The sequence below is a fragment of the Chitiniphilus purpureus genome (assembly GCF_025642115.1).
In the GTDB taxonomy this organism is placed as follows: domain Bacteria; phylum Pseudomonadota; class Gammaproteobacteria; order Burkholderiales; family Chitinibacteraceae; genus Chitiniphilus; species Chitiniphilus purpureus.
The window spans coordinates 2,225,490-2,250,544 of the sequence record NZ_CP106753.1; the positions used below are offsets into that span (position 1 = coordinate 2,225,490).

25 protein-coding genes are annotated in these 25,055 nt (G+C 65.7%); 19 read left to right on the forward strand and 6 right to left on the reverse strand.

Going from position 1 to position 25,055, the window contains the following annotated elements:
• Nucleotides 1-8 precede the first annotated feature (8 nt).
• From pyrF to rfaE1, 3 genes are read left to right on the forward strand one after another with little or no spacing between them, the layout of a single operon-like run.
• Complete coding sequence (gene pyrF, locus N8I74_RS10360; RefSeq protein ID WP_263122957.1) at nt 9-707, forward strand: orotidine-5'-phosphate decarboxylase; 699 nt, start codon at nt 9-11, stop codon at nt 705-707.
• A gap of 2 nt (nt 708-709) precedes the next feature.
• Nucleotides 710-2,026 carry a UDP-glucose dehydrogenase family protein gene (locus N8I74_RS10365; protein ID WP_263122959.1) on the forward strand — a complete coding sequence of 439 codons (1,317 nt, stop codon included), beginning with the start codon at nt 710-712 and terminating at the stop codon, nt 2,024-2,026.
• Entirely contained in the window at nt 2,004-2,963 is a 960-nt protein-coding gene (gene rfaE1, locus N8I74_RS10370) for a D-glycero-beta-D-manno-heptose-7-phosphate kinase (RefSeq protein WP_263122961.1), read from the forward strand. The genes N8I74_RS10365 and rfaE1 overlap by 23 nt, the downstream gene beginning before the upstream one ends.
• Before the next feature lie 21 nt (nt 2,964-2,984).
• Here rfaE1 and N8I74_RS10375 read toward each other — a convergent pair whose 3' ends face one another.
• From N8I74_RS10375 to fdxA, 6 genes are all read right to left on the reverse strand, one after another.
• Complete coding sequence (locus tag N8I74_RS10375) at nt 2,985-4,742, reverse strand: GGDEF domain-containing protein (protein WP_263122963.1); 1,758 nt, start codon at nt 4,740-4,742, stop codon at nt 2,985-2,987.
• Between the two features lie 122 nt (nt 4,743-4,864).
• Nucleotides 4,865-5,314 (reverse strand): 50S ribosomal protein L9, encoded by a 450-nt coding sequence (rplI, locus tag N8I74_RS10380; RefSeq protein ID WP_263122964.1) that lies wholly within the window; start codon nt 5,312-5,314, stop codon nt 4,865-4,867.
• A gap of 17 nt (nt 5,315-5,331) precedes the next feature.
• The gene (rpsR, locus tag N8I74_RS10385) at nt 5,332-5,559 is read right to left on the reverse strand and encodes a 30S ribosomal protein S18 (RefSeq protein WP_263122965.1); all 228 of its coding nucleotides are present in this window, start codon (nt 5,557-5,559) and stop codon (nt 5,332-5,334) included.
• 8 nt (nt 5,560-5,567) lie between these two features.
• Nucleotides 5,568-5,852, reverse strand: coding sequence for a primosomal replication protein N (gene priB, locus N8I74_RS10390; protein ID WP_263122966.1), 285 nt, complete (start codon nt 5,850-5,852; stop codon nt 5,568-5,570).
• A 22-nt stretch (nt 5,853-5,874) separates the two neighbouring features.
• Entirely contained in the window at nt 5,875-6,249 is a 375-nt protein-coding gene (gene rpsF, locus N8I74_RS10395; protein WP_263122968.1) for a 30S ribosomal protein S6, read from the reverse strand.
• A 100-nt stretch (nt 6,250-6,349) separates the two neighbouring features.
• Nucleotides 6,350-6,673 carry a ferredoxin FdxA gene (gene fdxA / locus N8I74_RS10400; protein ID WP_263122969.1) on the reverse strand — a complete coding sequence of 108 codons (324 nt, stop codon included), beginning with the start codon at nt 6,671-6,673 and terminating at the stop codon, nt 6,350-6,352.
• An 87-nt stretch (nt 6,674-6,760) separates the two neighbouring features.
• On the opposite strand from fdxA, the gene gluQRS reads away from it, so the two are divergent.
• The 16 genes from gluQRS (at nt 6,761) to N8I74_RS10480 (ending at nt 24,577) form a co-directional block, all read left to right on the forward strand.
• Nucleotides 6,761-7,690 (forward strand): tRNA glutamyl-Q(34) synthetase GluQRS, encoded by a 930-nt coding sequence (gene gluQRS / locus N8I74_RS10405; protein WP_263122971.1) that lies wholly within the window; start codon nt 6,761-6,763, stop codon nt 7,688-7,690.
• 215 nt (nt 7,691-7,905) lie between these two features.
• Nucleotides 7,906-10,482, forward strand: a complete 2,577-nt coding sequence (locus N8I74_RS10410; protein WP_263122973.1) for a FimV/HubP family polar landmark protein — start codon at nt 7,906-7,908, stop codon at nt 10,480-10,482.
• Entirely contained in the window at nt 10,479-11,120 is a 642-nt protein-coding gene (locus N8I74_RS10415; RefSeq protein ID WP_263122975.1) for a CbiQ family ECF transporter T component, read from the forward strand. Before N8I74_RS10410 ends, N8I74_RS10415 begins: the two co-directional genes overlap by 4 nt.
• Nucleotides 11,121-11,359: 239 nt before the next feature.
• Nucleotides 11,360-12,142, forward strand: a complete 783-nt coding sequence (gene truA, locus N8I74_RS10420) for a tRNA pseudouridine(38-40) synthase TruA (RefSeq protein ID WP_263122977.1) — start codon at nt 11,360-11,362, stop codon at nt 12,140-12,142.
• 21 nt (nt 12,143-12,163) lie between these two features.
• On the forward strand, nt 12,164-12,790 hold the full coding sequence (locus N8I74_RS10425) for a phosphoribosylanthranilate isomerase (RefSeq protein WP_263122978.1): 627 nt from the start codon (nt 12,164-12,166) through the stop codon (nt 12,788-12,790).
• Between the two features lie 7 nt (nt 12,791-12,797).
• Nucleotides 12,798-14,009: a tryptophan synthase subunit beta gene (trpB, locus tag N8I74_RS10430; protein WP_263122979.1), complete on the forward strand. Its 1,212-nt coding sequence runs from the start codon at nt 12,798-12,800 to the stop codon at nt 14,007-14,009.
• Between the two features lie 48 nt (nt 14,010-14,057).
• Nucleotides 14,058-14,861: a tryptophan synthase subunit alpha gene (gene trpA / locus N8I74_RS10435; RefSeq protein ID WP_263122981.1), complete on the forward strand. Its 804-nt coding sequence runs from the start codon at nt 14,058-14,060 to the stop codon at nt 14,859-14,861.
• Nucleotides 14,862-14,884: 23 nt separating this feature from the next.
• On the forward strand, nt 14,885-15,754 hold the full coding sequence (gene accD, locus N8I74_RS10440; RefSeq protein WP_263122982.1) for an acetyl-CoA carboxylase, carboxyltransferase subunit beta: 870 nt from the start codon (nt 14,885-14,887) through the stop codon (nt 15,752-15,754).
• A gap of 102 nt (nt 15,755-15,856) precedes the next feature.
• Nucleotides 15,857-17,143: a bifunctional tetrahydrofolate synthase/dihydrofolate synthase gene (folC, locus tag N8I74_RS10445; RefSeq protein WP_263122983.1), complete on the forward strand. Its 1,287-nt coding sequence runs from the start codon at nt 15,857-15,859 to the stop codon at nt 17,141-17,143.
• Entirely contained in the window at nt 17,130-17,810 is a 681-nt protein-coding gene (locus N8I74_RS10450) for an SPOR domain-containing protein (RefSeq protein WP_263122985.1), read from the forward strand. The genes folC and N8I74_RS10450 overlap by 14 nt, the downstream gene beginning before the upstream one ends.
• A 3-nt stretch (nt 17,811-17,813) precedes the next feature.
• The gene (locus tag N8I74_RS10455) at nt 17,814-18,305 is read left to right on the forward strand and encodes a CvpA family protein (RefSeq protein WP_263122986.1); all 492 of its coding nucleotides are present in this window, start codon (nt 17,814-17,816) and stop codon (nt 18,303-18,305) included.
• A gap of 30 nt (nt 18,306-18,335) precedes the next feature.
• On the forward strand, nt 18,336-19,880 hold the full coding sequence (purF, locus tag N8I74_RS10460) for an amidophosphoribosyltransferase (protein WP_263122987.1): 1,545 nt from the start codon (nt 18,336-18,338) through the stop codon (nt 19,878-19,880).
• Between the two features lie 145 nt (nt 19,881-20,025).
• Nucleotides 20,026-21,204, forward strand: coding sequence for an O-succinylhomoserine sulfhydrylase (locus N8I74_RS10465; RefSeq protein ID WP_263122988.1), 1,179 nt, complete (start codon nt 20,026-20,028; stop codon nt 21,202-21,204).
• Nucleotides 21,205-21,533: 329 nt separating this feature from the next.
• Nucleotides 21,534-21,866, forward strand: a complete 333-nt coding sequence (gene sugE, locus N8I74_RS10470) for a quaternary ammonium compound efflux SMR transporter SugE (protein ID WP_263122990.1) — start codon at nt 21,534-21,536, stop codon at nt 21,864-21,866.
• Between the two features lie 283 nt (nt 21,867-22,149).
• Complete coding sequence (locus tag N8I74_RS10475) at nt 22,150-24,216, forward strand: carbon starvation CstA family protein (protein WP_263122991.1); 2,067 nt, start codon at nt 22,150-22,152, stop codon at nt 24,214-24,216.
• Nucleotides 24,209-24,577 (forward strand): YbdD/YjiX family protein, encoded by a 369-nt coding sequence (locus N8I74_RS10480; protein WP_263122993.1) that lies wholly within the window; start codon nt 24,209-24,211, stop codon nt 24,575-24,577. Before N8I74_RS10475 ends, N8I74_RS10480 begins: the two co-directional genes overlap by 8 nt.
• Nucleotides 24,578-25,055: the final 478 nt, after the last annotated feature.

Sequence of the window (25,055 nt, forward strand, 5' to 3'; positions counted from 1 at the left end):
GGCAAGCGATGTCCAAATCCGATCCACGCGTCATTGTGGCGCTCGATTATCCCGATGCCGCCGGCGCGCTTGCGTTCGCCGCACGCGTCTCGCCGGTGCTGTGCCGGCTCAAGGTCGGCAAGGAGCTCTTCACCGCCGCCGGGCCGCAGCTCCTGGAACAGCTCGCCGCACGCGGCTTCGAGGTCTTCCTCGATCTGAAATTCCACGACATCCCCAATACCGTGGCGCAGGCGTGCAAGGTGGCGGCCAGCCTTGGCGTATGGATGGTGAATGTGCATGCCTCGGGCGGGCGCCGGATGATGGAAACCACGCAGGAGGCGTTGGCGGCGCTGTCGCAGCCGCCGCTGCTGATCGCTGTCACCGTACTGACCAGCATGGATGCGGCCGGGCTTGCCGAACTGGGGCTGCCTGAGCCCGCGGTCCAGGTCGAGCGCCTTGCGCGCCTCGCGCATGCCTCTGGGCTGGACGGTGTGGTCTGCTCGGCGCAGGAGGCGGCGCTGCTCAAGGCCGCGTGCGGGGCGGATTTCAAATTGGTGACCCCGGGCATCCGCCCGCCGGATGCCAGCCTTGACGATCAGCAGCGCGTGATGACCCCGCAGGCCGCCATTGCCGCAGGCAGCGACTACCTGGTGATCGGCCGGCCCATCACCCGCAGCGCCGACCCGGTGGCGACGCTGACCCAGATCAACCAACAGATCGCAGGCTGAATATGAAGATCACCGTCATTGGCAGCGGCTACGTCGGCTTGGTGACCGGCGCCTGCCTCTCCGAGCACGGCAACGACGTGCTGTGTCTGGACGTGGACTCGCGCAAGATCGAGATGCTGCAGCGCGGGGAGATCCCCATCCATGAACCCGGTCTTGAGGAGATCGTCCGGCGTAACGCCGCGGCAGGCCGGCTGCGCTTTACCACCGACCTAGCGGCTTCGGTGGCGCATGGCACGGTGCAGTTCATCGCGGTCGGCACGCCGCCGGACGAGGACGGCTCGGCCGATCTGCAATACGTGCTGGCGGCGGCGCGCAATATCGCGCGGCATATGACCGACTACAAGGTGGTGGTGGATAAATCCACCGTCCCGGTCGGCACGGCCGACAAGGTGAAGGCCGCCATCGCCGAGGAGCTCGCCGCCCGAGGCATCGCCCTGCCGTACAGCGTGGTCTCCAATCCCGAATTCCTGAAGGAAGGCGCCGCGGTCGAGGATTTCATGAAACCCGACCGCATCGTGATCGGTGCCGACGATGAGCGGGCCGTCCATGTGATGCGCAGCATCTATCTGCCGTTCCAGCGCAACCACGATCGCACGCTGGTGATGGACGTGCGTTCGGCCGAGCTGACCAAATATGCCGCCAATGCCATGCTCGCCACCCGCATCTCGTTCATGAACGAGCTGGCCAATCTGGCCGAAGTGCTCGGTGCCGATATCGAGCTGGTGCGGCGCGGCATCGGCTCCGACCCGCGCATCGGCTACAGCTTCCTGTATCCGGGCGTCGGCTACGGCGGTTCGTGCTTTCCCAAGGATGTGAAGGCGCTGTGCAGGACCGCGCAGGAGCACGACATGGACCTGCGTGTGCTCCAGGCGGTCGAGGCGGCCAATGACGTACAGAAGATGCGGCTGGTGCACAAGGTAACGGCACGGCTGGGTGAGAACCTTGCCGGCCGGCGCTTCGCGTTATGGGGGCTTGCGTTCAAACCGCGCACCGACGATATGCGCGAGGCGCCCAGCCTTGTGATCGTCAACGAGCTGCTCAGCCGCGGTGCCACTGTCTGTGCATTCGATCCTGTGGCGATGCACGAAGCGCGACGCATCCTGGGCGACCGTATCGACTACGCCGACAGCCCGCTGGCGGCGCTCGCCGGCGCCGATGCGCTGCTGGTCGTCACCGAATGGAAGGAATTCCAGTGCCCGGATTTCGAGCGCATCAAGGCCCTGCTCAAACAGCCCCTGATCTTCGACGGGCGCAATCTGTTCGACCCGCTGGCGGTCAAGGAATACGGAATCGAATATGAAGCCATCGGTCGCCGCTGACCTGCCCGCACTGCGCAGCGCCATTGCCGCCGCCCGGGTGCTGGTGGTGGGGGATGTGATGCTGGACCGCTACTGGTTCGGTGATGTGGAGCGTATCTCGCCCGAGGCTCCGGTGCCGGTGGCGCGCATCCGCAGGACCGACGAGCGTGCCGGCGGTGCGGCCAATGTGGCACGCAACATCGCGGCATTGGGCGGGCAGGCAACGCTGCTTGCGGTGGTGGGGGACGACGAGCCCGGCAACAGCCTGGAACGCCTGCTGCACGCGAGCGGGGTCAGCACCCAGCTGCACCGTGACGCAAGCATTGCCACCACCGTCAAGCTGCGGGTGCTGGCCAAGCAGCAGCAATTGCTGCGCATCGATTTCGAGGAGATGCCCAGCCACGACGTCCTGGAAAACAAACTGGATGACTTTCGCCGTCTGCTCGCTGCGACCGATGTGGTGATCCTGTCGGACTACGGCAAAGGCGGGCTCAGGCATGTGGAGGCCATGATCGCGGCCGCCCGGGCCGCCGGCAAGCCGGTGCTGGTCGACCCCAAAGGGGACGACTACAGCCACTACCGTGGCGCAACGCTGCTGACACCCAACCGGTCGGAGTTCCGCCAGGTGATGGGGCACTGGCGCGACGACGGCGATTTCTCGGTCAAGGCGCAGTCGCTGCGCGAGCAGCTCAATCTGGATGCCCTGCTGGTGACGCGCAGTGAGGAAGGGATGACGCTGTTCCGGCCGCAGGGCGTGACGCACAAGCCCACCGTGGCACGCGAGGTCTACGATGTCTCGGGTGCGGGCGATACCGTGATCGCCACGTTGGGCCTGATGCTGGCGGCCGGGCTCGATCTGCCGCAGGCGATGGATTGGTCCAACCGGGCCGCCGGCATCGTCGTGGGCAAGCTGGGAACCGCGGTGGTTCAGGCGCAGGAACTGTTCGACGGGCATTGAGCGGGCGGAGCCACCGCTGGCTCAGTCGTCGATTTCGACCCGGTTCTTGCCGGCCTGTTTGGCCCGGTACATGGCCGCGTCGGCCCGGCTGAGCACTGAGAAGCGGTCCTCGCCCGGGCGCGCCAGCGTGACCCCGGCGCTGAAGGTGATCAGCAGCTTGCGGTTCTCATGCAGGAAAAAGCGCCGCGTCAGCTCGCGTTGCAGGCGCTGCAGCACGTGGACCGCCTGGTCGATGCCGGTTTCGGGTAACAGCAGCACGAATTCCTCTCCGCCATAGCGCGCCACCACGTCGGTCGGCCGCAGCAGCTCCTTCACCACCCGCACCAGATGGATCAGCGCGCTGTCGCCGGCGGCGTGGCCGCGCTGGTCGTTGAGCTGCTTGAAGTTGTCCAGGTCCAGCAGGGCGACCGCCAGCGGATTGCCGGAACGGGCAAGGCGCGCGGCTTCGATCTCGAAGCTCTCCTCCAGACCACGCCGGTTGAGCGCGCCGGTAAGCTGGTCCGAGCGGACCTGCTCGCTGACATCGAGCAACTCCTGTTCCAGCTCGCGGACCCGTGTTTCGGATTGGTCGGCCTGCTGGCGGGCCACCAGCAGCTCGTCGCGGCTGCGTTGCACGTCAAGCTGCATCGAGCGCGTATCCTGCAGCAGGTTTTCCATCACCGCCCGCAGGTTGGTGAGATTCTTGGCCTGCTGGATATCGTCGGCGTACTGGCTGATCCGGAGGTGGTACTGGCTGGTGCTGTCGGAGAGGAAGCCCAACCGGTCGACGAAGGTGGCGATCATGTTCTTGAGCGCGCTCTGGGCCTCGAGCAGGTTCTGCTTGAGCATGCTCTGCTTGTAGATCACCTCCTTGAGCCCGGTCTCGGCATCGTAGACCAGGTTCATGTCCAGTGGCCGGCCCATGATGTCCTGCAGCACCGAGATCTGGCCGTGCAGCCAATCGTCCTCGACCACCAGTTCGCTCATGTTGTCGGTCAAGAGGCGCAGCAGGTTGAGCAGGCCGTCGCACAGGCGCTGCTCCTGTGTATTGGCCAGTTCCAGTCGCAGCCAGAACTTCTTCAGCCGCGGCAGCAGCAGCTGCAGGTCAGCCTCGGTCAATACCGCGCGTGCCTCCGCCGACAGTGCCAGTGTCTCCTGCGCCAGATCAGGATAGGCCGGCAGACGGCCGGACACGCCCAGTTCCAGTGTGCTGGCCAGCGCCTCCTTCCAATCGTTCCAGCTGCCGCCGGCGGACGTCGCCGCTGGCGCTTCCGTGTTCTCCAGCGCTTCAAAGAAATTGCTGTCCGGCGTGGATTCGGACCAGGCGCGCACCAGACCGTCGAGCTTGGCATTCAGCCCATCGGTGTCGTTGCCGAAGTTGATCAGCACACGCTCCAGCGATTCGCGTTTCTGCGCCAGCGTGTAGCCGCCGCCGCGCGCATCCCATTGCCGGATCAGCTCGCGGATCAGATCTGCCCAGCCGCGCGCCAGATGGGCCTGGCCGTTCTGTTGCTGGACCGCCCGCAGGACCAGCTCGGGTATCTTGCTCCATTCACCGTTGCGGCCCGCTTCGCGCAACGCATCGATGTTGCGTCGCAGCTCAGGGGTCTGACGGGGCAGGGTGCTCATCATCCCGGCAAGCTCGGGCAGCAGCGGATGCAACCGCTCGGCTTCCGGCGTTCCGGCGATGCTGTGATAGATCTCTTCGTAATGATCCGGCGTCGGCGCTATGCGGCGTACCGCAAGCTGCTTCAATGTTTCGCGGGCGATCTCGGTCGGATTGCTCGATGATGTGGACATTGTGTTCGTGCAAGGGGAATCAGGGCCGATTATAGGTCGCGTCGTGCCGTCAGTGGAGCGGATACGAAAAACGGGGAGGTCTTTCGACCTCCCCGTTGCAGATCACACGCAAGTGCGACCGATCAGGCGGCGGCAACCACCACGACGCGCACGTCGACGGTCACATCGTGATGCAGTGCCAGCGTGACGTTGTATTCGCCAAGCTGCTTGAGCGGGCCTTCGGGCAGGCGCACTTCGGATTTCTGCACTTCGGTGCCGGCAGCGGTGATCGCCTCGGCGATGTCCGCGTTGGTGACCGAACCGAAGAGACGCCCGTCGACCCCGGCCTTCTGGGCGATGGTGACAGTGGCATCCTGCAGCTTCTCGGCGCGGCCCTGGGCTGCGCTGTGGATCTCGGCCTGCCGTGCTTCCAGTTCGCTGCGGCGTGCCTCGAATTCCTTCAGATTGGCTTCGGTGGCGCGCTTGGCCTTGCCTTGCGGGATCAGGAAATTGCGGGCGAAGCCATCCTTGACCTTGACCACGTCGCCAAGGGCACCGAGGTTGGCGACTTTTTCGAGCAGAATGATTTGCATGTTCTTGTTCCCCCGAATCAGTGCAGGTCGGTGTACGGCATCAACGCCAGGAAGCGCGCGCGCTTGATGGCGGTGGACAGTTGACGCTGGTAACGCGCCTTGGTGCCCGTGATGCGGGCCGGGATGATCTTGCCGTTCTCGGACACGAAGTCCTTGAGCAGGCCGATGTCCTTGTAGTCGATTTCCTTGATGCCTTCAGCGGTGAAGCGGCAGAATTTTTTCCGCTTGAACAGATTGCGAGACATGATTTTCCTCAATTCAACAATTCGTATTCGTCGATATGCAATACGAGCCGGTCTGGATAACGCTGGCTGGCCGCGGCGAGAAAGCCGTGCACCCGCAACGCCTGACCCAGCTGCAGGCCACCCATCGCGATGGCCTGCGTGCCGACCGACACCGCTTTCACATTGGCAAGCACCCGGCGCGGCGCGCCGTTCTCCTGCTGCTGCGATTCATGGCCGATGACCATTTCCTGAACCGCGATTCCCGCCGGCGTATGCCGTAACGCGGGCAGTTCAAGCAATGTGCCGTCGAGCACGACCCGATTGCGTGTGGACAACTCAGGCCGCGGCGGCAGCGTTTTCCTGGCCGGCCTGCGGAGTCAGCGACTTCGACTTTTCTTCCTTCATCATCGGGGATGCCTCGGTCACGGCATGTTCCATCTTGATGATGAGGTGGCGCAGCACGGCGTCGTTGAACTTGAAGGCATGTTCGAGTTCGTCCAGGGTCTCCTGGCCGATCTCGACGTTCATCAGTACGTAGTGCGCCTTGTGGATCTTCTGGATCGGGTAGGCCAGCTGGCGGCGGCCCCAGTCTTCCAGGCGATGGATGCTGCCGTTGCCGGCAGTGATGATGGCCTTGTAGCGATCGATCATCGCCGGCACCTGTTCGCTTTGGTCGGGGTGCACGATGAACACGATTTCGTAATGTCGCATGGATGCTCCTTGTGGGTTACAGCCTGCCGTCAGCGACGCCGGTCAGGCAAGGGAAGAAAGCCCGCCATTATAGAATGGCACGGTGCTGCAGCTCAAGCGTTCAACGCTCGATCAAATGGATCTTGCCGACCACGCCTGCCCATTCCTCATGATCGGGCAGCGGGTCCTTCTTGCTGACGATGGTGGGCCAGTTCTTGGCGAGCTCGGCGTTGAGGGGGATGTAGTCCTGCATTTCGGTGGGCACGTCGTCTTCGGCATAGATTGCTTCCACCGGGCACTCGGCGACGCACAAGGTGCAATCGATGCATTCATCGGGATCGATGACTAGGAAGTTCGGGCCTTCGTGAAAGCAGTCCACCGGACACACATCGACGCAGTCGGTGTACTTGCACTTCACACAGGCGTCGGTGACAACGTAGGTCATAAGAGGAAATCCTTTCTGGGAAACGGGCGCTTGCCGGAAAATAGCGATTATATTTCAACAAGGCGCGCGGCTTCGAGAGCAATCAACATGGCAGTCAGCAACCACGCGCCCGTCGCGGCGCGCTATGTCGGGCGCTTTGCGCCAAGCCCCACGGGGCCGTTGCATCTGGGCTCGCTGATGGCGGCGTTGGCCAGCTGCCTTGAGGCCCGGGTGCGCAACGGCATCTGGTTGCTGCGCATCGAGGATCTCGATCCCCCGCGTACCGTGCCAGGGACGGCCGAGCTGATCGCCGAGCAGCTGGCCCGGCATGGGTTCGCATGGGACGGTGCCGTGATCCGCCAGAGCGTGCGCACCGACCGGTACGAAGCGGCGCTGGCGCGGCTCTCCGGGAGTGATCTTGTCTACCCGTGCGGTTGTTCGCGCAAGGAGGTCGCGGCGATCGCCCACGCCGGCGTCGATGGCCCGGTCTATCCGGGTAGTTGCCGGTCGGGCCTGGCGGCGGGCCGGCCGATGCGTGCATGGCGATTGAAGGTGCCTGACGAGGCCCTGGTGTTCCGGGATGCGGTCCAGGGGGATTGCACGCAGCATCTGGCGCACGACGTCGGCGATTTCGTGGTGCGCCGCGCCGACGGTCTGTTCGCCTATCAGCTGGCCGTGGTGGTGGACGACGCCGAGCAGGGGGTCAGCGCGGTGGTGCGCGGGGCGGACCTGCTCGATTCCACGCCGCGCCAGATCTGGCTGCAACGCTGTCTGGGCTATGCGGTGCCGGAGTATGCCCACATCCCGGTCCTGGTGAATGCGGACGGGGAGAAGCTGAGCAAGCAGACGCAGGCGCCCGGGCTCGATCCCAGGCACGCTGCGGCCTCGCTGTGGCAGGCGCTGGCCCTGCTGGGGCAGTCGCCCCCGTCCCGATTGCGACAGGCTTCGGTTGAATCCTGCTGGGATTGGGCGCTGCATCATTGGCAGCTCGATCACGTGCCCAATCGACGCACGGTCGAATATGTGATGGCTGGATAATGGATTGGTTTTATCCGGTGCGTGCACTTGACAATTCCGTTTGAATGAATTGCGAAGGGCGCTTCGGTATATTCGAGAACTTTGCTATATCTGCAACAGCGGGCCGCCAAGCCTTGTTCTGCCTTGCGTCGCCGTCCGGGCAGATGATATGTTCACCATCCGATGTAAGCTGCGTATATCGGCCGTAAATATAATGAGCCAACTTGGGGGGAATCGTGCTGAGCAAACCAAAGATCAAGGCCTGCGTTTTGGCCGTGATGCTGGCCACGCCGCTATATGCGAGCGCTGCAGGGTTGGGCCGGTTGAGCGTGCAATCCGGCCTTGGACAGCCGTTCCGCGGGGAAATCGATCTTGTCTCGGTCGCCCCTGAGGAGGCGGATTCCCTGGTCGTGAGTCTGGCTTCGCCAGCGGCTTTCGCCAATGCACAGATTTCTTATCCTGCCCCGTCGATGGGCTTGCGCCTCAATATAGAGAAGCGCGCCGGCGGGCAATACTATGTTGCCGTCAGCTCGTCCCAGCCCATCTCCGAGCCATTTCTTGACCTGCTGATCGAGCTCAACTGGGCCAACGGCCATATCCAGCGTGAATACACGGCACTGATCGATCCGGTCGACTATTCGGCCGCCAAGGTGAATCCACCTGCAGCCGCATCCGGCCGGCTTTCCGGCCGTACCCCTGCACCGCCTGCAGCCACGGCACGCTCCAGTGCCGCAGCGGAAGGGGCAGGCGCAACCGGCGGCAAGACCACGCGCCAGGCCGCGTCGAGCACGGCTGGCGCCGAAGCCTCGGCCAGCGAATACCAGGTCAAGCCGGGTGATACGCTGTCGTCGATCGCCAGTGCAGTCAAGCCTGAAGGGGTCAGCCTCGAACAGGTGCTGGTCGCGCTGTACCGGAACAATCAGAGCGCGTTCGACGGCAACATGAACCGGCTCAAGCGCGGCAAGATCCTGCGTGTGCCGGGGCGCGAGGAGATCGGCAGCGTCCCGCAGGGCGAGGCAGCCAAGGAAATCCGGCTGCAGTCGGAAAACTGGCGCAACTATCGTCAGCGTGTGGCCGAAGCGGCGATGAACGCACCGGTGGCCGAACAGGGTCAATCATCCTCCGGCAAGATTTCCGCACAGGTCGAGGACAAGGGGACCACCCAGGCTGAGAACAAGGATCGGCTCCGTCTTTCCAAGGGCGCGGACAACAAGGGCGCCGGTGGCGATGCGCAGTCGCGCATCCGTGGCCTGGAAGAGGAGGCGGTGGCGCGCCAGAAGGCGTTGGAAGAGGCCAACCAGCGTGTCAGCGAGCTGGAAAAGACCGTTCGCGACATGGAAAAGATGCTGGCGATCAAGGGCAAGGCCGGTGCTGCCGCCCCCACGCCGACGCCCACGGTCACGCCCGAAGCACAGCCCACGCCGGCTGCGGCATCGATGGCGGTGACCGCCAGCGCCGCATCGGCCGCTTCGGCGGTCGCCGCCGCACCGGTTGCCAGTGCACCGGCCTCTGCGCCCCAACCGAAACCGCGTGCACCGGTGCAGATCGAAGCGCCGGTCGAGGAAGAGGCATCGTTCCTCGACAACCTGCTGGGCAACCCGCTGCTGCTGGGTGCCGGGGTGGGTGTGCTGCTGCTGGGTGCAGCCGGCCTCATGTCGGCGCGGCGTCGCCGGCCTGCGGTGTTCGAGGACAGCATCATCACCGGCGGCGATCTCAAGCCCAATACCGTGCTTGGCAATACCGGTGGCGCGGTGATCAGCACCCAGCCGACCGAGAATTCATTCCTGACGGACTTCAGCCGCCAGGGTCTGGGCACGATCGATACCGACGAGGTCGACCCGATCGCCGAGGCCGAGGTATATATGGCCTATGGCCGCGATACCCAGGCCGAGGAAATCCTCAAGGACGCGCTCTCCAAGGATCCTTCGCGCAGCGAGATCCGGATGAAGCTCCTGGAGATCTACGCCGCGCGCAAGGACAGGACCTCGTTCGAGGAAATAGCGGCGGAACTCTTTGCCCGTACCAATGGCAGCGGGCCGGTGTGGGAGCAGGCGTCCTACATGGGCCGCAACCTGGATCCCGAGAATCCGCTCTACGCCCGCAAGGACGGCAGCCGGCCCGCTCCGGAGGCAGGGCTGGTCGATACCGCCCCGCCGGTTGCCGCCGCAGCCGTTGCGGCCCCGGCCGCGGCTGCAGCGGCCCCGCTCGATCTGGATCTGAGCATGGATGACGAGGCGGTGGGCAGTCCAGCGGCCGCGGCACCCCAACCTGCGCCTGCGCCGTCGGCCGATCTTGATTTCGATCTGGATGCGTTCATGGTGCCGGGCGAGGAGCCGGCTGAGCTGCAGGCCAGGCAGACGCAGCACGTGGCCGAGGCGCCGCAGCAGGACGAGCTTGACGATCTGGATTTCAATCTCGACCTGGACCAGCCCACCCTGGCCGAGGCGCCACCCGCGCCGACGCCGGCACGCCAGCTCGACGAGGATCTGGCCCAATTCGCGCCGGCCCAGCCCGACGCCAACTCCGCAGCCGAGGATGCCTTGGATCTCGATTTCGATTTCAACCTGGATGCGTCGGCTGCCCCGGCCAGCCCGTCGGCTGCGCCATCGCCGATCGACATCGGTCTGGAGCAGGACACGATCAACGAGTTGGATCTTTCCGCCGAGGACCCGGTGCAGACCAAGATCGACCTGGCCCGGGCCTACATCGACATGGGTGATGTGGAAGGCGCGCGCGAGATCCTGCAGGAGGCCCTGTCCGAAGGGAGTGCGGTGCAGCAGCAGGAGGCGCGCAGCCTGCTTGACTCGCTGTGATCAGGGCATGCGCCTGGGCCCACCCGGCCCAGCGCATCCTGTGGTGGGGCCTGGTGGCGTGCGGTCTGCAGTGGATGCAGCCCACGCCACTTGTCATTTGTGTCGCCGTGACATTGCTGGTGGCCGCATGGCGAGACGGGCGAGCTTTGCAGCGTGCGCTGCGCCGCCTGCTGGCGCTGCTGGCCGCCCTGATGTTCGTCTATGGATGGGGCGTGCCGGGGCAGTATCTGTGGCCGGGTTGGGCGCTGTCCCCCACCCAGCAGGGCTTGAGTGCCGGTGGGTTGCAGGCGGTGCGTCTGCTGGGCGTGGTGGCCGCATTGCAGCTGTTGCTGGGCGGCATGGCGCGAGAGCGGCTGTTCGCCGGCATGCATGCGTTGGCCACGCCGCTCTCCTGGGTCGGCGTGGATCGACGTGTGGCGGCGCTGCGCCTGGCACTGACCCTGGTTTATGCCCAGGCGCTGCTTGACAGACACAGCGGCTGGCGTGTGCTGTGGCGTGAGTTGACCGCTCCGGCGCAGGACACGCCGCCCGCGCTTGCCTTAGAATGGCCGCCCGCGCCGCTGTCACCGTTGCAGCGCTGCGGGTTGTTGCTGCCACTGCTGGCGCTGGTCTGCATGCTGTGGGTGGTGATGTTCTGAGCGCCCGGTCGTCGTTGTTCTCCCATCCAGGCTGCGCCGCGCCAGCGCCGCGTGGTGCACCATACCGGCAACGATGCAGTCCTTTAAGGAGCGCCATGCCATGGATGGTGCTGTCCGGCGCGGTCCTTGGACTTGGAGCGGCCGGGGAAGGTGTCCTACGCGCCGCGTTGCCGAGGTCGTGGGCAGCCGGCCAAACCCCGAAACCTGTGATGCAATCACTGTGAACAGGCGCTGATCCCATGAAATACGCGCTGGCCATCGAATACGATGGACGTGCTTTTTGCGGCTGGCAGGTCCAGCCTGACCAGCCCACCGTGCAAGCCGCGCTTGAAGAGGCGCTTGCCCGGATGGCAGGCCATCCGGTGCGCGTGCACGCGGCCGGGCGGACCGATACCGGCGTACATGCCACTGGCCAGATTGCCCATTTCGACACCGAAGCCGTGCGCCCGCTGACCGCCTGGGTGAGGGGCGTCAACCGTTTTCTGCCGCCAGGTGTCGCTGTGTTGCGTGCCATGCCGGTGCCCGACGATTTCCACGCCCGCTTCTCAGCCTGCGCAAGGCACTACCGCTATCTGCTGCTCAACCATCCGGTGCGACCGGCATTGATGGCCGGCCGGATCGGCTGGATGCATCAGCCGCTGGCACTCGAGCCGCTGCACGCGGCTGCCGCACTGCTGCTGGGCCGCCATGATTTTTCCAGTTTCCGCGCCGCCGAATGCCAGGCCAAGACGCCGGTCAAGACCTTGCATCGCCTTGAGATCCAGAGGCAGGGCCATCTGCTGGTGTTCGATTTCGCGGCGGATGCTTTTCTGCACCACATGGTGCGCAATATGATGGGCGCGCTGTTGCATGTGGCGAAGGGCAACTGCCCGCCGGAGTGGATCGCGGCGTTGCTGGCGGCCAGGGATCGTGCACTGGCGCCACCCACCTTCATGCCAGACGGGCTTTATCTGGCCGGCGTCAGCTATCCTGCCCACTTCGGTCTCGATAGCGAGCCGGCTGCACGCCACGCGCTGATTTGAACCTATCCGGATGAATCCTTTATGACGCCACGCATCAAGATCTGCGGCCTGCGCGATGCTAAGACCGCCGCTGCAGCGGCCCGGCTGGGGGCCGACGCCATCGGCCTCGTGTTCTATCCACCCAGCCCGCGCAACGTGGATGCGGTTGTGGCCAGGGCCATCTGCGGTGCGCTGCCGCCGTTCGTGACAAGCGTCGGACTCTTCGTCGATGCCGACCCGGCCCTCGTGCGGGCGGTGCTGGATCAGGTGCCGCTGGACCTGCTGCAGTTCCATGGCGATGAAGCGCCAGACTACTGCCGCGCCTTCGGCCGGCCCTATATGAAGGCGGTACGGGTTAAACACGATGTAAATTTGCTAGAATACGCGGCCCGCTACGCCGACGCGCGTGGTCTCCTGGTCGACGCCTTTGTCGACGGCGTGCCTGGCGGCACCGGCGCGGCCTTCGACTGGCGTTTGCTGCCGCCCGGCCTGCCGTTGCCGCTGGTGCTCTCGGGTGGCCTTGACCCCGACAATGTCGCCGCCGCAGTCGCCCAGGTGCGGCCGTGGGCGGTGGATGTCTCCAGCGGCGTGGAAGCCCGCCGGGGTGTGAAGGATTTGGCAAGGATTGCAGCGTTCATCCAGGCGGTGCGCGCAGCTTCGATTGAGTGAGACGACTATGAACGATTTCCTGCGCTACGAGCAGCCCGATACCTGTGGCCATTTCGGCCAGTTCGGCGGCATCTATGTGGCCGAGACGCTGATGCCGGCACTGGACGAGTTGCGCATCGAGTACGAAAAGGCGATGCAGGATCCGGACTTCCTCGCCGAGTTCAAGTCCGAACTCAAGCACTACGTGGGGCGGCCGAGCCCCATCTACCACGCCAGGCGCTGGTCCGAGCAGATCGGCGGCGCGCAGATCTATCTGAAGCGTGAAGACCTCAACCACACCGGTGCGCACAAGGTCAACAACACCATCGGCCAGGCGCTGCTCGCGCGCCGCATGGGCAAGAAGCGCGTGATTGCCGAAACCGGTGCCGGCCAGCATGGCGTGGCCTCGGCCACCGTGGCGGCGCGCTACGGCCTTGAGTGCGTGGTCTACATGGGCGCCGAGGATGTGGCCCGCCAATCGCCCAATGTCTACCGGATGAAGCTGCTGGGCGCACAGGTCGTCGCCGTGTCTTCGGGGTCGAAGACGCTCAAGGACGCGATGAACGAGGCGATGCGTGACTGGGTCACCAATGTGGACAGCACCTACTACATCATCGGCACCTGCGCCGGCCCGCATCCGTATCCGATGCTGGTGCGTGACTTCCAATGCGTGATCGGCGAGGAGTGCAAGACGCAGATGGTCGACCTGATCGGCCGTCAGCCCGACGCGGTGGTCGCCTGCGTCGGTGGCGGCTCCAACGCCATCGGTATCTTCCATCCCTATATCGACGTGCCCGGCGTGCGCCTGATCGGTGTCGAGGCAGGGGGCGACGGGCTCGATACCGGCCGCCATGCCGCCCCGCTGACCGCCAATGCCAAGCCCGGCGTGCTGCACGGCAACCGCACCTATCTGATGCAGGACGAGCACGGCCAGATCATCGAGACGCACTCGATCTCGGCCGGGCTTGACTACCCGGGGGTCGGCCCCGAGCACAGCCATCTCAAGGATATCCAACGCGCCGAATATGTCGCCGCCACCGATGCCGAGGCGCTCGCAGCCTTCCACGACCTGTGCCGCTTCGAGGGCATCATTCCGGCACTGGAGTCCAGCCATGCGCTGGCGCATGCCGCCAAGCTGGCGCGTGGGCTCGATCGCGAGCAGGTGATCCTGGTCAATCTCTCCGGCCGTGGCGACAAGGACATTCCCACCATCGCCCGTCTGGACGGCATTCAACTGTAGCCAACCCGGAGCGCATTCTGCGCTCCGGTTTTTTTAGAACCCGAAACCATGTCCCGAATCCAGAACGTACTTGCGCAACTGGCGGCCCAGGGCCGGCAGGCGCTGATTCCTTTCATCACCGCGGGTGACCCGCATCCGGCACTCACGGTCGAGCTGATGCATGCGCTCGTCACCGGCGGGGCGGACATCATCGAGCTGGGGGTGCCGTTTTCCGATCCGATGGCCGATGGTCCGGTGATCCAGCGCGCCAGCGAACGTGCGCTCGCCCATGGGGTGTCGCTGCGCCAGGTGCTGGCGATGGTGGCGCAGTTCCGTGAGCGCGATGCCGCGACCCCGGTGGTGCTGATGGGCTACGCCAATCCGGTCGAGGCGATGGGCTACGAGGTCTTTGCCAGTGCCGCGGTGGCTGCCGGCGTCGACGGCGTGCTGACCGTCGATCTGCCGCCCGAGGAGGCCGGACCGTGCAATGCCGTGCTGCGTGCCCATGGGCTCGACCAGATCTTCCTCTTGGCGCCCACCACCCCCGAGTCCCGGCTCAAGGCCGCGGCACGGCTGGCCAGCGGCTATGTCTACTACGTCTCGCTCAAGGGCGTGACCGGCGCTGCGCATCTGGACGTGTCCAATGTGGCCGAGAAGCTGGCAATGCTCAGGACACACCTGTCGCTGCCGATCGGCGTGGGCTTCGGCATCCGCGATGCCGCCTCGGCACGCGCGGTGGCCGCAGTGGCCGATGCGGTGGTGATCGGTTCGCGGCTGGTGCAGGAAGTGGAGGCGGGCGAGGCGGGCCTCGCGCAACGTCTGACCGATTTTCTCGCCGGCGTCCGCGCGGCGATGGATACGGCGCGCGCCTGAAGCGCGGCCGATAGGAGCATCTCATGAGCTGGTTGCAAAAACTCCTGCCGCCCAAGATCAAGAGCCGCGAGCCGGGCGCCAAGTCGGCGGTGCCCGAGGGGCTGTGGCACAAGTGTTCGGCGTGTGGCGCAGTGCTGTATCGCACCGATCTGGAAAACAACCTGGATGTCTGCCCTAAGTGCAGCTTCCATAACCGCATCAACGCGCGGCGCCGGCTGGATCTCCTGCTGGATGCCGAGGGCCGCTTCGAGATCGGCGCCGAGGTGCGGCCGGTGGACATCCTCAAGTTCAAGGCGGTCAAGCGTTACAGTGAACAGCTCGACGGCTTCAAGACCAGTACCGGCGAGGACGACGCGCTGGTGGTGATGCAGGGTGCCATCCATTCGGTGCCGGCGGTGGTCGCGGTGTTCGAGTACGGTTTCGTCAACGGTTCGATGGGCTCCGTGGTCGGCGAGCGCTTCGTGCGCGGCGTGCAATCGGCGATCGAACAGGGCTGCCCATTCATCTGCGTCTCCGCCTCGGGCGGGGCGCGCATGCAGGAAGGGCTCACTTCGCTGATGCAGATGGCCAAGACCAGCGCCATCCTGACCCGGCTCGCCGAAAAACGCCTGCCGTTCATCTCGCTGCTGACCGATCCGACCATGGGGGGCGTCTCGGCCTCGTTCGCCTTCCTGGGTGACGTGGTGCTCGCCGAGCCGGGTGCGCTGATCGGCTTTGCCGGTCCGCGTGTGATCGAGCAGACGGTGCGCGAGACGCTCCCGGAAGGCTTCCAGCGCTCCGAATTCCTGCTGGAGAAAGGTGCGCTGGACATGGTGGTGGACCGTCGCGAGCTGCGGCTGAAGATCGCCCAGTTGCTGACGCTGCTCTCCAAGCAGCCCGCCATCGCCGCGTGAGCATGCTCCGACGTGGCGCCGTAGCACGCCGCCACGTGATCCCGCACGAAGCGGCCTGCCGGCCTCATGCCGCGGCCGCTCTCTTCCAAAGGCCCGCCTGCGATGTTCCGCGCCGATACGCTTGAGGCCTGGCTGGCCCACCTCGAACAGCTGCATCCCGCCGCCATCGAACTGGGTCTGGCGCGTGTGGCGCAGGTCCGCGATGCGCTCGGCCTGGCACCGGGCTTCCCGATCCTGACCGTGGGTGGCACCAACGGCAAAGGGTCGGTGTGCGCCATGCTGAGTGCCATGCTGCGTGCCGCGGGGTTCAAGGTCGGCACCTATACCTCGCCGCATCTGCTGCGCTACAACGAGCGCGTGCGCATCGATCTCGAACCCGCCGACGATGCCCGGATCGTCGCCGCGCTGGCTGCGGTCGAGGCGGCGCGCGCCGATACATCGCTCACCTATTTCGAATTCGGCACCCTGGCCGCGATGCACCAGTTCATTGCAGCGGGCGTGGACGTGGCGGTGCTGGAAGTGGGCCTCGGCGGACGGCTCGATGCGGTCAACGTCTTCGAGCCGGATGTGGCCGCCGTGGTCAGCATCGATCTGGACCATCAATCGTTCCTTGGAAACACCCGTGAAGCGATCGCGTTTGAAAAAGCTGGGATCTACCGGCCAGGCAAGCCTGCGCTCTGCGCAGATCCAGACCCGCCGCAGACGCTATTGGATGTGGCTGCGCAGCAGGGCGCCGATCTGCAGCTGATCGGCCGCGACTTTTCCTGGCGCAAGGAAGCCGAAGGCAACCAGTGGTCATGCCGGACGCGTTCCGGCACCCGCCACGCGCTGCCGCTGCCGGCGTTGCGCGGCCCCTACCAGCTGGACAACGCGGCGCTGGCGATCGCCATGCTCGATACATTGCGCGAGCGTCTGCCGGTCAGCCTGGGCCAGATCAAGCGCGGCCTGCTGGAGGTCGAATGGCCGGCGCGCTGCCAGGTGCTGCCGGGCAGACCGCAGACCGTGCTGGATGTGGCCCACAATCCGCACGCGGCGCGCGCGCTGCGTCAGGCGCTCGATGGCATGGGCTTTGCCGCCAACACGCATGCGGTGTTCGGCGCAATGGCGGACAAGGATGTCGCCGGCGTCGTCGCCCAACTGGCGGACCGCGTCGATCATTGGCATCTCGCGGCGCCGCAGACCGCGCGTGCCGCCCCGGCCGAGGCGTTGCAGGGCCACATCGGTGCCCTGGCGCCGCGCGCCGGCATCACCTGCCACGGGTCGATCGCCGCGGCTTACCGTGCCGCCTGTGAGGCGGCTGGCGAAGCTGATAGAATTCTGGTCTTTGGGTCCTTCTATACCGTGGCCGAAGTGATGGCCGCGCGTACCGGTGAGCATGGCACGAGATAACGTCAGCGAAGAGTTGCTGCAGCTGCGTAAACGGGCGCGGCGGCGTCTGGTGGGGGCGATTGCGCTGGTCCTGTTCGCGCTGACCGTCCTGTGGACGGTGATGGACGCCGAGCCGCCACAGAATCTGGCGCAGGATGCGCAGCCGGTGGTGATCGAGGCGAGCGCCCCGAGTGTGGCGGCCAGCGCGACGCCACCTGTGCCGACCGCGCAAAGCGCCAGTGCGGCGCTTGCCGCCCTGCCCGGCAGGCTCGTGACCCAGCAGACCGGAAACGTTGCCGACGCCGTGACGCCGCCGACACCCGAGCCCCGGCCGAGCCCGCTGCCTTCGCCCATCATCCCCAAGCCCAAACCGACACCCCCACCCAAACCGACCGTGGCGCCCAAGCCCAAGGCCGACCCCAAGCGCATCCTCGAAGGGCTGGATGAGCCGGCTGCCGCCGGCGCCCCCGTATTCGTGCAGATCGGCGCCTATGGTGATGCCGCCAAGGCGGCGCAGATCGCCGACAAGCTCAAGGCTGCGGGACTGCCGGCGCGTGCCGAACCGGTGACGGTCAAAGGCGTGGGGCTGACCCGCGTGCGGATCGGTCCGTTGCCGCGCCCGCAAGGCGAAGCGGCGCAGCGCAAGGCCGCTGCGCTCGGCTATACGCCGCAACTGGTGAGCAAGTAAGGCGTGACCGCATTCGATTACGTGGTGCTCGCGGTGCTGGGACTGTCGGTGCTGCTTTCGGTGATGCGTGGACTGGTGCAGGAGCTGATGGCGCTGGCGGCCTGGGTGTTGGCGGCGGGCATTTCGATCACCTATGCCGACGACGCCGCGCGGTTGATGCCCGCCGGACTGCCCAGCGAACCCTTGCGCTATCTGGCCGGTTTTGCCGGATTGTTTTTCGCAGTGTGGCTGTTGACCACGCTGACGCGGATCACATTGAACCAGTTTGTGAAGGCGGCCGGGCTCAAGCCGCTCGATCGCCTGGCGGGCGGTGTGTTCGGATTGGTGCGTGGCGTGCTGTTTGTCATGCTGATCGTGCTGGGTGCGGGGCTGACCTCACTGCCCAAGAACAAGGCTTGGCAGGATGCGATGTTCAGCCCCTTGTTCGAGGCGTCGGCGCTCATGGTGTTGCCATGGCTGCCGCAGGCGCTGTCCCAGCATGTGCGTTACGAATGATTGATCTCTTCTGAGTCGAGAGGCTTTTCGATGTGTGGCATTGTCGGCGTGGTCGCCAAAACCCCGGTCAACCAATTGCTCTATGACGGGCTCCTGGTCTTGCAACATCGCGGGCAGGATGCGGCCGGCATCGTGACGGGCGAAGGGCTTGTCTTCCATATGCACAAGGGGCAGGGGCTGGTGCGGGATGTGTTCCGCACCCGCAACATGCGCTCGCTGCTCGGCAATGCCGGGATCGGTCATGTGCGCTATCCCACCGCCGGTTCGGCGTCTAGCCTCGCCGAATCGCAGCCGTTCTATGTGAACAGCCCGTTCGGCATCGTGCTGGCGCACAACGGCAACCTGACCAACGACAAGCAGCTCAAGGAGGAGATGTACCGCACCGATCTGCGGCACATCAACACCAATTCCGACTCGGAAGCGCTGCTCAACGTGCTGGCGCACGAACTGGGCCAGCGCATCCGCGGCCTGACGCTGACGCCGGACATCGTGTTCGACGCCGTCACTGCGGTGCACCAGCGCGTGCGTGGCGCCTATGCGGTGGTGGCGATGATCGCCGGATTCGGCATGCTGGCCTTCCGCGATCCGCATGGCATCCGCCCGCTGGCACTGGGGACGCACGAAACGCCGGAGGGGACCGAATACCTGGTCGCCAGCGAATCGGTGGTGCTCGATACCATGGGCTTCAAGCTGGAGCGCGATGTAGCGCCGGGTGAGGCGCTGTTCGTCACCTTCGAAGGGCAGATGTACAGCCAGCAGTGCCACCCCAATCCCCAGCTCGTGCCCTGTATCTTCGAGCATGTGTATTTCGCCCGGCCCGACAGCGTGATCGATGGCATCTCGGTGCACGAGGCGCGATTGAACATGGGCGAGCGGCTGGCCGAGAAGGTGCGCGGCCTGGTGCCCAGGCTCGACATCGATGTGGTGATCCCGATTCCCGACACCAGCCGCGACGCGGCGTTGCAACTGGCCAACGCCCTGGGGCTGCCGTATCGCGAGGGGTTCATGAAGAACCGCTACATCGGCCGCACCTTCATCATGCCCGGCCAGGCCAGCCGCAGAAAATCGGTACGGCAGAAGCTCAATCCGATTGCGGTGGAGTTCCGCGGCAAGAATGTGCTGCTGGTCGACGATTCCATCGTGCGCGGCACCACGTCGCAGCAGATCGTGCAGATGGTGCGCGACTGCGGCGCGCAGAAGGTCTATCTGGCGTCGGCCGCGCCGCCGGTGCAGTTCCCGCATGTATACGGCATCGACATGCCGACGCGGGCCGAATTGATCGCCACCGGCCGCAGCAACGAGGAGATCGCGCGCGAGATCGGCGCTGACGCGGTGATCTACCAGGATCTGGATGCGCTCAAGACCGCGTGCGGCGAGGCGAGCGGCGGTACCATCGCCGAGTTCGAGACCTCGTGTTTCGACGGCAACTACATCACCGGCGATGTGACCGATGCCTATCTGGACGAGCTCGAAGCCAAGCGTCTGTCGCCGCTGTCGGCCAAGAGCAAGGAGAGCGACGCCGATACGCGGCTGCTCGACCTGAACATCGGTGTGGCCGAGCAGAACCTGATCTGATGCCCGGGTGCGTCCAGCCTGGCGCCAGGCCGGTCCGACGCGCGCCGCTGTTCTGCCCTTTGCTGCGCGCCGCTGTGGCGGTCGCGCCGTGCCGGTCCGCGCTACAACGGGTGCCATGCCTGCTGTTTCTTCATAGAGGTTGTCGATGAACGATTTTCCCGACGAGCTGCATCCCGATACGCTGGCGATCCGTGCCGGCACATTGCGCACCGAGTTCGGCGAGCATTCGGATGCGATGTATCTGACCTCCAGCTTCTGCGTCGGCAGCGCCGAGGAGGCCGCGCTCAAGTTCACCAACCAGATGCCGGGCTACATCTATTCGCGCTTCAGCAATCCCACGGTGACGGCATTCGAGCAGCGGCTGGCAGCGCTGGAAGGCGCGGAGCGGGCGATTGCCACCGCCAGCGGCATGAGCGCCATCCTGGCGCTGGGCATGGCCCATCTGAAGGCTGGCGACCATGTGGTGGCGTCCAGCGGCCTGTTCGGCGCCACCATCCAGTTGTTCAACGCCTATTTCGTCAAGTTCGGCGTCCAGATCAGCTATGCCAGCCCGACCGATCCGGCGGCCTGGGCGGCGGCAATCAGGCCCAACACCCGGCTGTTCTTCCTGGAAACCCCGTCCAACCCGCTGACCGAAGTGGCCGACATCGCCGCCCTGGCCGAGATCGCCCACGCGCATGGCGCGCTGCTGGCGGTCGACAACTGCTTCTGCACACCCATCCTGCAGCAGCCGCTCAAGCTCGGCGCCGATCTGGTGGTGCACTCGGCGACCAAGTATCTGGACGGGCAGGGCAGGGTGCTGGGCGGCGCCGTCGCCGGCAGCACGGCATTGGTCGAGCCGGTGTATCTGTTCCTACGCACCGCCGGGCCCAGCCTGTCGCCGTTCAACGCCTGGGTGCTGCTCAAGGGCATGGAGACGTTGCCGCTGCGCATGCGTGCGCATTGCGACAATGCGCTCAAGCTCGCCCAGTGGCTGCAGGCGCAGCCGCAGGTGGCGCGGGTGTATTACCCGGGCCTGCCGTCGCACCCGCAGTATGCGCTGGCCCAGCGCCAGCAGCGCGGTGGCGGCGGCATCGTCTCGTTCGAGGTCCATGGCGGGCGCGAAGCGGCCTGGCGGGTGGTCGATGCGGTCCAACTGATGAGCCGCACCGCCAACCTGGGCGACGTACGCACCACCATCACCCATCCGGCCAGCACCACGCACGGACGCATCACCCCCGAGGCGCGTGCCGCCGCCGGCATCACCGAGGGTCTGATCCGCCTTTCTGTCGGGCTGGAGCATGACGAGGATCTGATCGCCGATCTGCGGCGCGGCCTGGCTTAGCGCCAACACCACCGCTGCGCTGGCCGCGTCGCGTCCACTGGTCGCACCACCTGTACCGCCGGCGACCGAGGGCAGCCCGTTTCATCACCGGTAAGGACGCCGCGCACTGCCTGTCAGGCGTGCTGCGCCGGGTTTTATACGCGGCGCCCCGCGCCTGTGCCCAATTCCGGCGCCGGGGCAAAGCAAGATCGTGCATCGGTGCCGCCGCTGGCCGGTTGCGGGCCGCTTCGATAGACTGGCGGCGTGCTTTTCGGGTGTGCGGACGACCGTGCACCGTCATCCAACGGGGACGGCCCCTCTTTTCGATGTCTTTCGATCAGGAGTGGTCAATGAACCCCAATCTCGTTCCCTGGATCTACCTGTTGATCGCCGGCGTGCTGGAAGTGGCCTGGGCCATGGCGCTCAAGGCGTCGCACGGCTTTACCCGGCTGGTGCCCTCGGTGGTGTTCGCGGTGACGGCACTTGCCAGCCTGTATCTTTTGGCTGTCGCGATGCGTTCGCTGCCCGCCGGTACGGCATACGCGGTGTGGACCGGCATCGGCGCGGTCGGCACCGTGGTGCTGGGCATCGTCTGGCTGGGCGAGCCTGCCACCGTATGGCGACTGGTCTCGGTCGGTCTGATCCTGGCCGGCATCATCGGACTCAAGCTCGCCTCGGGCTGAGCCGCGCGGCCCTTGCTCTTCCTGGGTCGTTCCTCCCGGCGGGCGCCTGTTGCAATCGGTATGGCGCCTGCAGCTGGCGTCTGCCGCCTTGGCCTGCTATCACGTCGAGGGTGTTTCCCCTACGCCGACCGACGGTTCCATGCAAATCCCATGAGGCATCGCTGTCAGGCCGGGGAAAACCCTAATGCCGATGGCGGCCCGGGCGGGGGATGCTCCGGCGGTCGGTCGGGTGTTCCACGACGTTGCGGGTCGTGCAGCCCGCTTGGAAAGACAGGGAGATCGCATGGGCAATCTGAAATCGGGACTGATCTGGCTGGTCGTGGCGCTGATCGGCGCATGGGCGTTCGCCATGCTGGCGCTCAGCCGTGGCGAGGCGGTCAACGCAGTGTGGCTGGTGCTCGCCGCGGTGGCCTGCTACAGCATCGCCTACCGCTTCTACAGCCGCTTTATCGCGGACAAGGTGTTCGAGCTGGACGACAGGCGGATGACGCCGGCTGAGCGCCGCAACGACGGGCTCGATTATGTGCCGACCCACCGTTGGGTGCTGTTCGGCCACCATTTCGCCGCAATCGCCGGCGCCGGACCACTGGTCGGGCCGGTACTGGCGGCGCAGATGGGCTATCTGCCCGGCACATTGTGGATCCTGGTCGGCGTGATGCTGGCCGGTGCGGTGCAGGATTTCCTGGTGCTGTTCATCTCCACGCGCCGCGACGGCCGCTCGCTGGGCGAGATGGCCAAGCAGGAGCTCGGGCCCGTCGCCGGCGTGATCGTGATGCTGGGCGCGCTGGGGGTGATGATCATCATCCTGTCGGCACTGGCGCTGGTGGTGGTCAAGGCGCTGGCCGAGAGCCCATGGGGCACCTTCACCATCGCGGCCACCATCCCGATCGCGCTCTTCATGGGCGTGTACATGCGCTATATCCGGCCGGGCCGCATCGGCGAGATCTCGGTGATCGGCTTCGTGCTGATGATGCTGGCCATCGTCTACGGCGAGAACATTGCGCAGAGCCCGACCTGGGGGCCGTTCTTCACGCTCACCGGCCCGCAGCTGACCATCGTGCTGGTGATCTACGGTTTCGTCGCCTCGGTGCTGCCGGTGTGGCTGCTGCTGGCGCCACGCGACTATCTGTCCACCTTCCTCAAGATCGGCGTCATCCTCGGCCTCGCGGTCGGCATCGTGTTCGCCGCGCCGGAACTGAAGATGCCGGCAGTGTCGCGCTTCATCGACGGCTCCGGCCCGGTGTTCGCGGGCAGCGTATTCCCATTCCTGTTCATCACCATCGCCTGCGGTGCGATCTCGGGCTTTCATGCGCTGGTGTCGTCCGGCACCACACCCAAGCTGGTCGAACGCGAAAGCCATACCCGCATGATCGGTTACGGCGGCATGCTGATGGAGTCGTTCGTCGCCATCATGGCGCTGATCTGCGCCAGCGTGCTCGATCCGGGGGTGTACTTCGCGCTCAATTCGCCAGCCGCGCTGATCGGCACCACCGTCGAATCGGCAGCCAGCACGATCAATGGCTGGGGGTTCGCCATCACCCCCGATGCGCTGACGCAGATGGCGCGCGAGGTGGGCGAGCATTCCATCCTGTCCCGCGCGGGCGGCGCGCCCACCTTTGCCGTCGGCATGGCGCACATCATCTCTGAGATCTTCAACAGCCGCGCCATGATGGCGTTCTGGTACCACTTCGCCATCCTGTTCGAGGCACTGTTCATCCTGACCGCGGTCGATGCCGGCACCCGTGCCTGCCGCTTTATGGTGCAGGACCTGGTCGGCGTCGCGGTCCCTGGGCTTGGGCGCAGCCGCAGCTGGCTGGGCAACCTGTTCGGCACCACGGTGGCGGTGGCCGGCTGGGGCTACTTCGTCTACCAGGGTGTCACCGATCCGCTCGGTGGCATCAATACGCTGTGGCCACTGTTTGGCATCGGCAACCAGATGCTCGCGTCGATGGCGTTGCTGCTGGGGACCGTGGTGCTGTTCAAGATGAAGAAGGAGCGCTATGGCTGGGTGACGCTGCTGCCCACGGCCTGGTTGTTCGTCACCTCGATGACGGCGGGCTGGCAGAAGATCTTCCACGACAACCCGCGGATCGGCTTCCTGGCCATCGCCGACAAGTTCAACGCTGCTGCGGCACAAGGCACATTGCTCGCGCCGGCCAAGCACATCGAGGATATGCAACGCATCGCGTTCAACAACCAGGTGAATGCGGTGCTGTGCGGCTTTTTCATGCTGGTGGCGGTGGTGATGCTGCTGGCAGCCTGCGTCGCCATCCGCCGCGCGCTGGCCGAGGCAGGGCCCACGGCACAGGAGGCGCCCATCCAATTGCGCGAGGCGACCGGCCATGCCTGAGCTGATCATCCCCGGCAGGGCAGGGGGCACGCCGACGGAGCCCGACACGGATGAAGCCTACGCCCGCTATCTGGCCGGGCACGCGGCGCGGCATGAACCGGGGCTGCCGATGAGCCGCGGTGCGTTCGAGCGCTACAGCCTTGGCGCCGACTGGCTGGGGGGGCTCAAGGATGCGGCGAAGAAGCTGGTGCAGACCTGCCGGCTGATGGTGGGCATCCACGACTACGAGTACTACCTTGCGCATATGCAGGCCCGCCATCCTGACGCGGTGCCGCTGAGCCGGGAAGCGTTTTACCGCCATTGCCTGGAAGCACGCTTTCCAGGTGCGGATGCACCCGCCGGGGCGCGTTGTCCCTGTTGACCCGACGAGGGTGGGGGCATGCGCAGCACGATGGTGCCGGTCCAAGCGGGTGCCCACCGGAATGCAAGGTGCGGGACAGGCACGCAGCGGCCTGATGCCGCAGCCGGAACCCTGCGAGTACGCGTGGCGGGGCCAGGGCGAGCGCAGCCGACGGCAATCACCCGGATGGGGGTTTGTCTGCGGTGCGGGGCAGCCGTGTCGGGCGGCCGCTAGACCAGCGGCCATCCGACGGGTGGCCGTTTTTATGCCTTGATTGCGCAAAACGGGGGGGTGTACGGCAAAGGCATCGCGCTTGAACTAAGGTTTGCGCTCGGCGCGGCAGGGCCAGTGCTAAGGCCGGTGCCAGTCAGGGCGGATGCAAGGGTGGAAGGGGCTTACGGCGATGGCGCGATCAGGTGGCAATGGCAGACAGCGTCAGGATTTACGGCGGCGGGTGTTTGCATTTAGACTGTACCGTCTAATCTACTCCGCCCTTTCG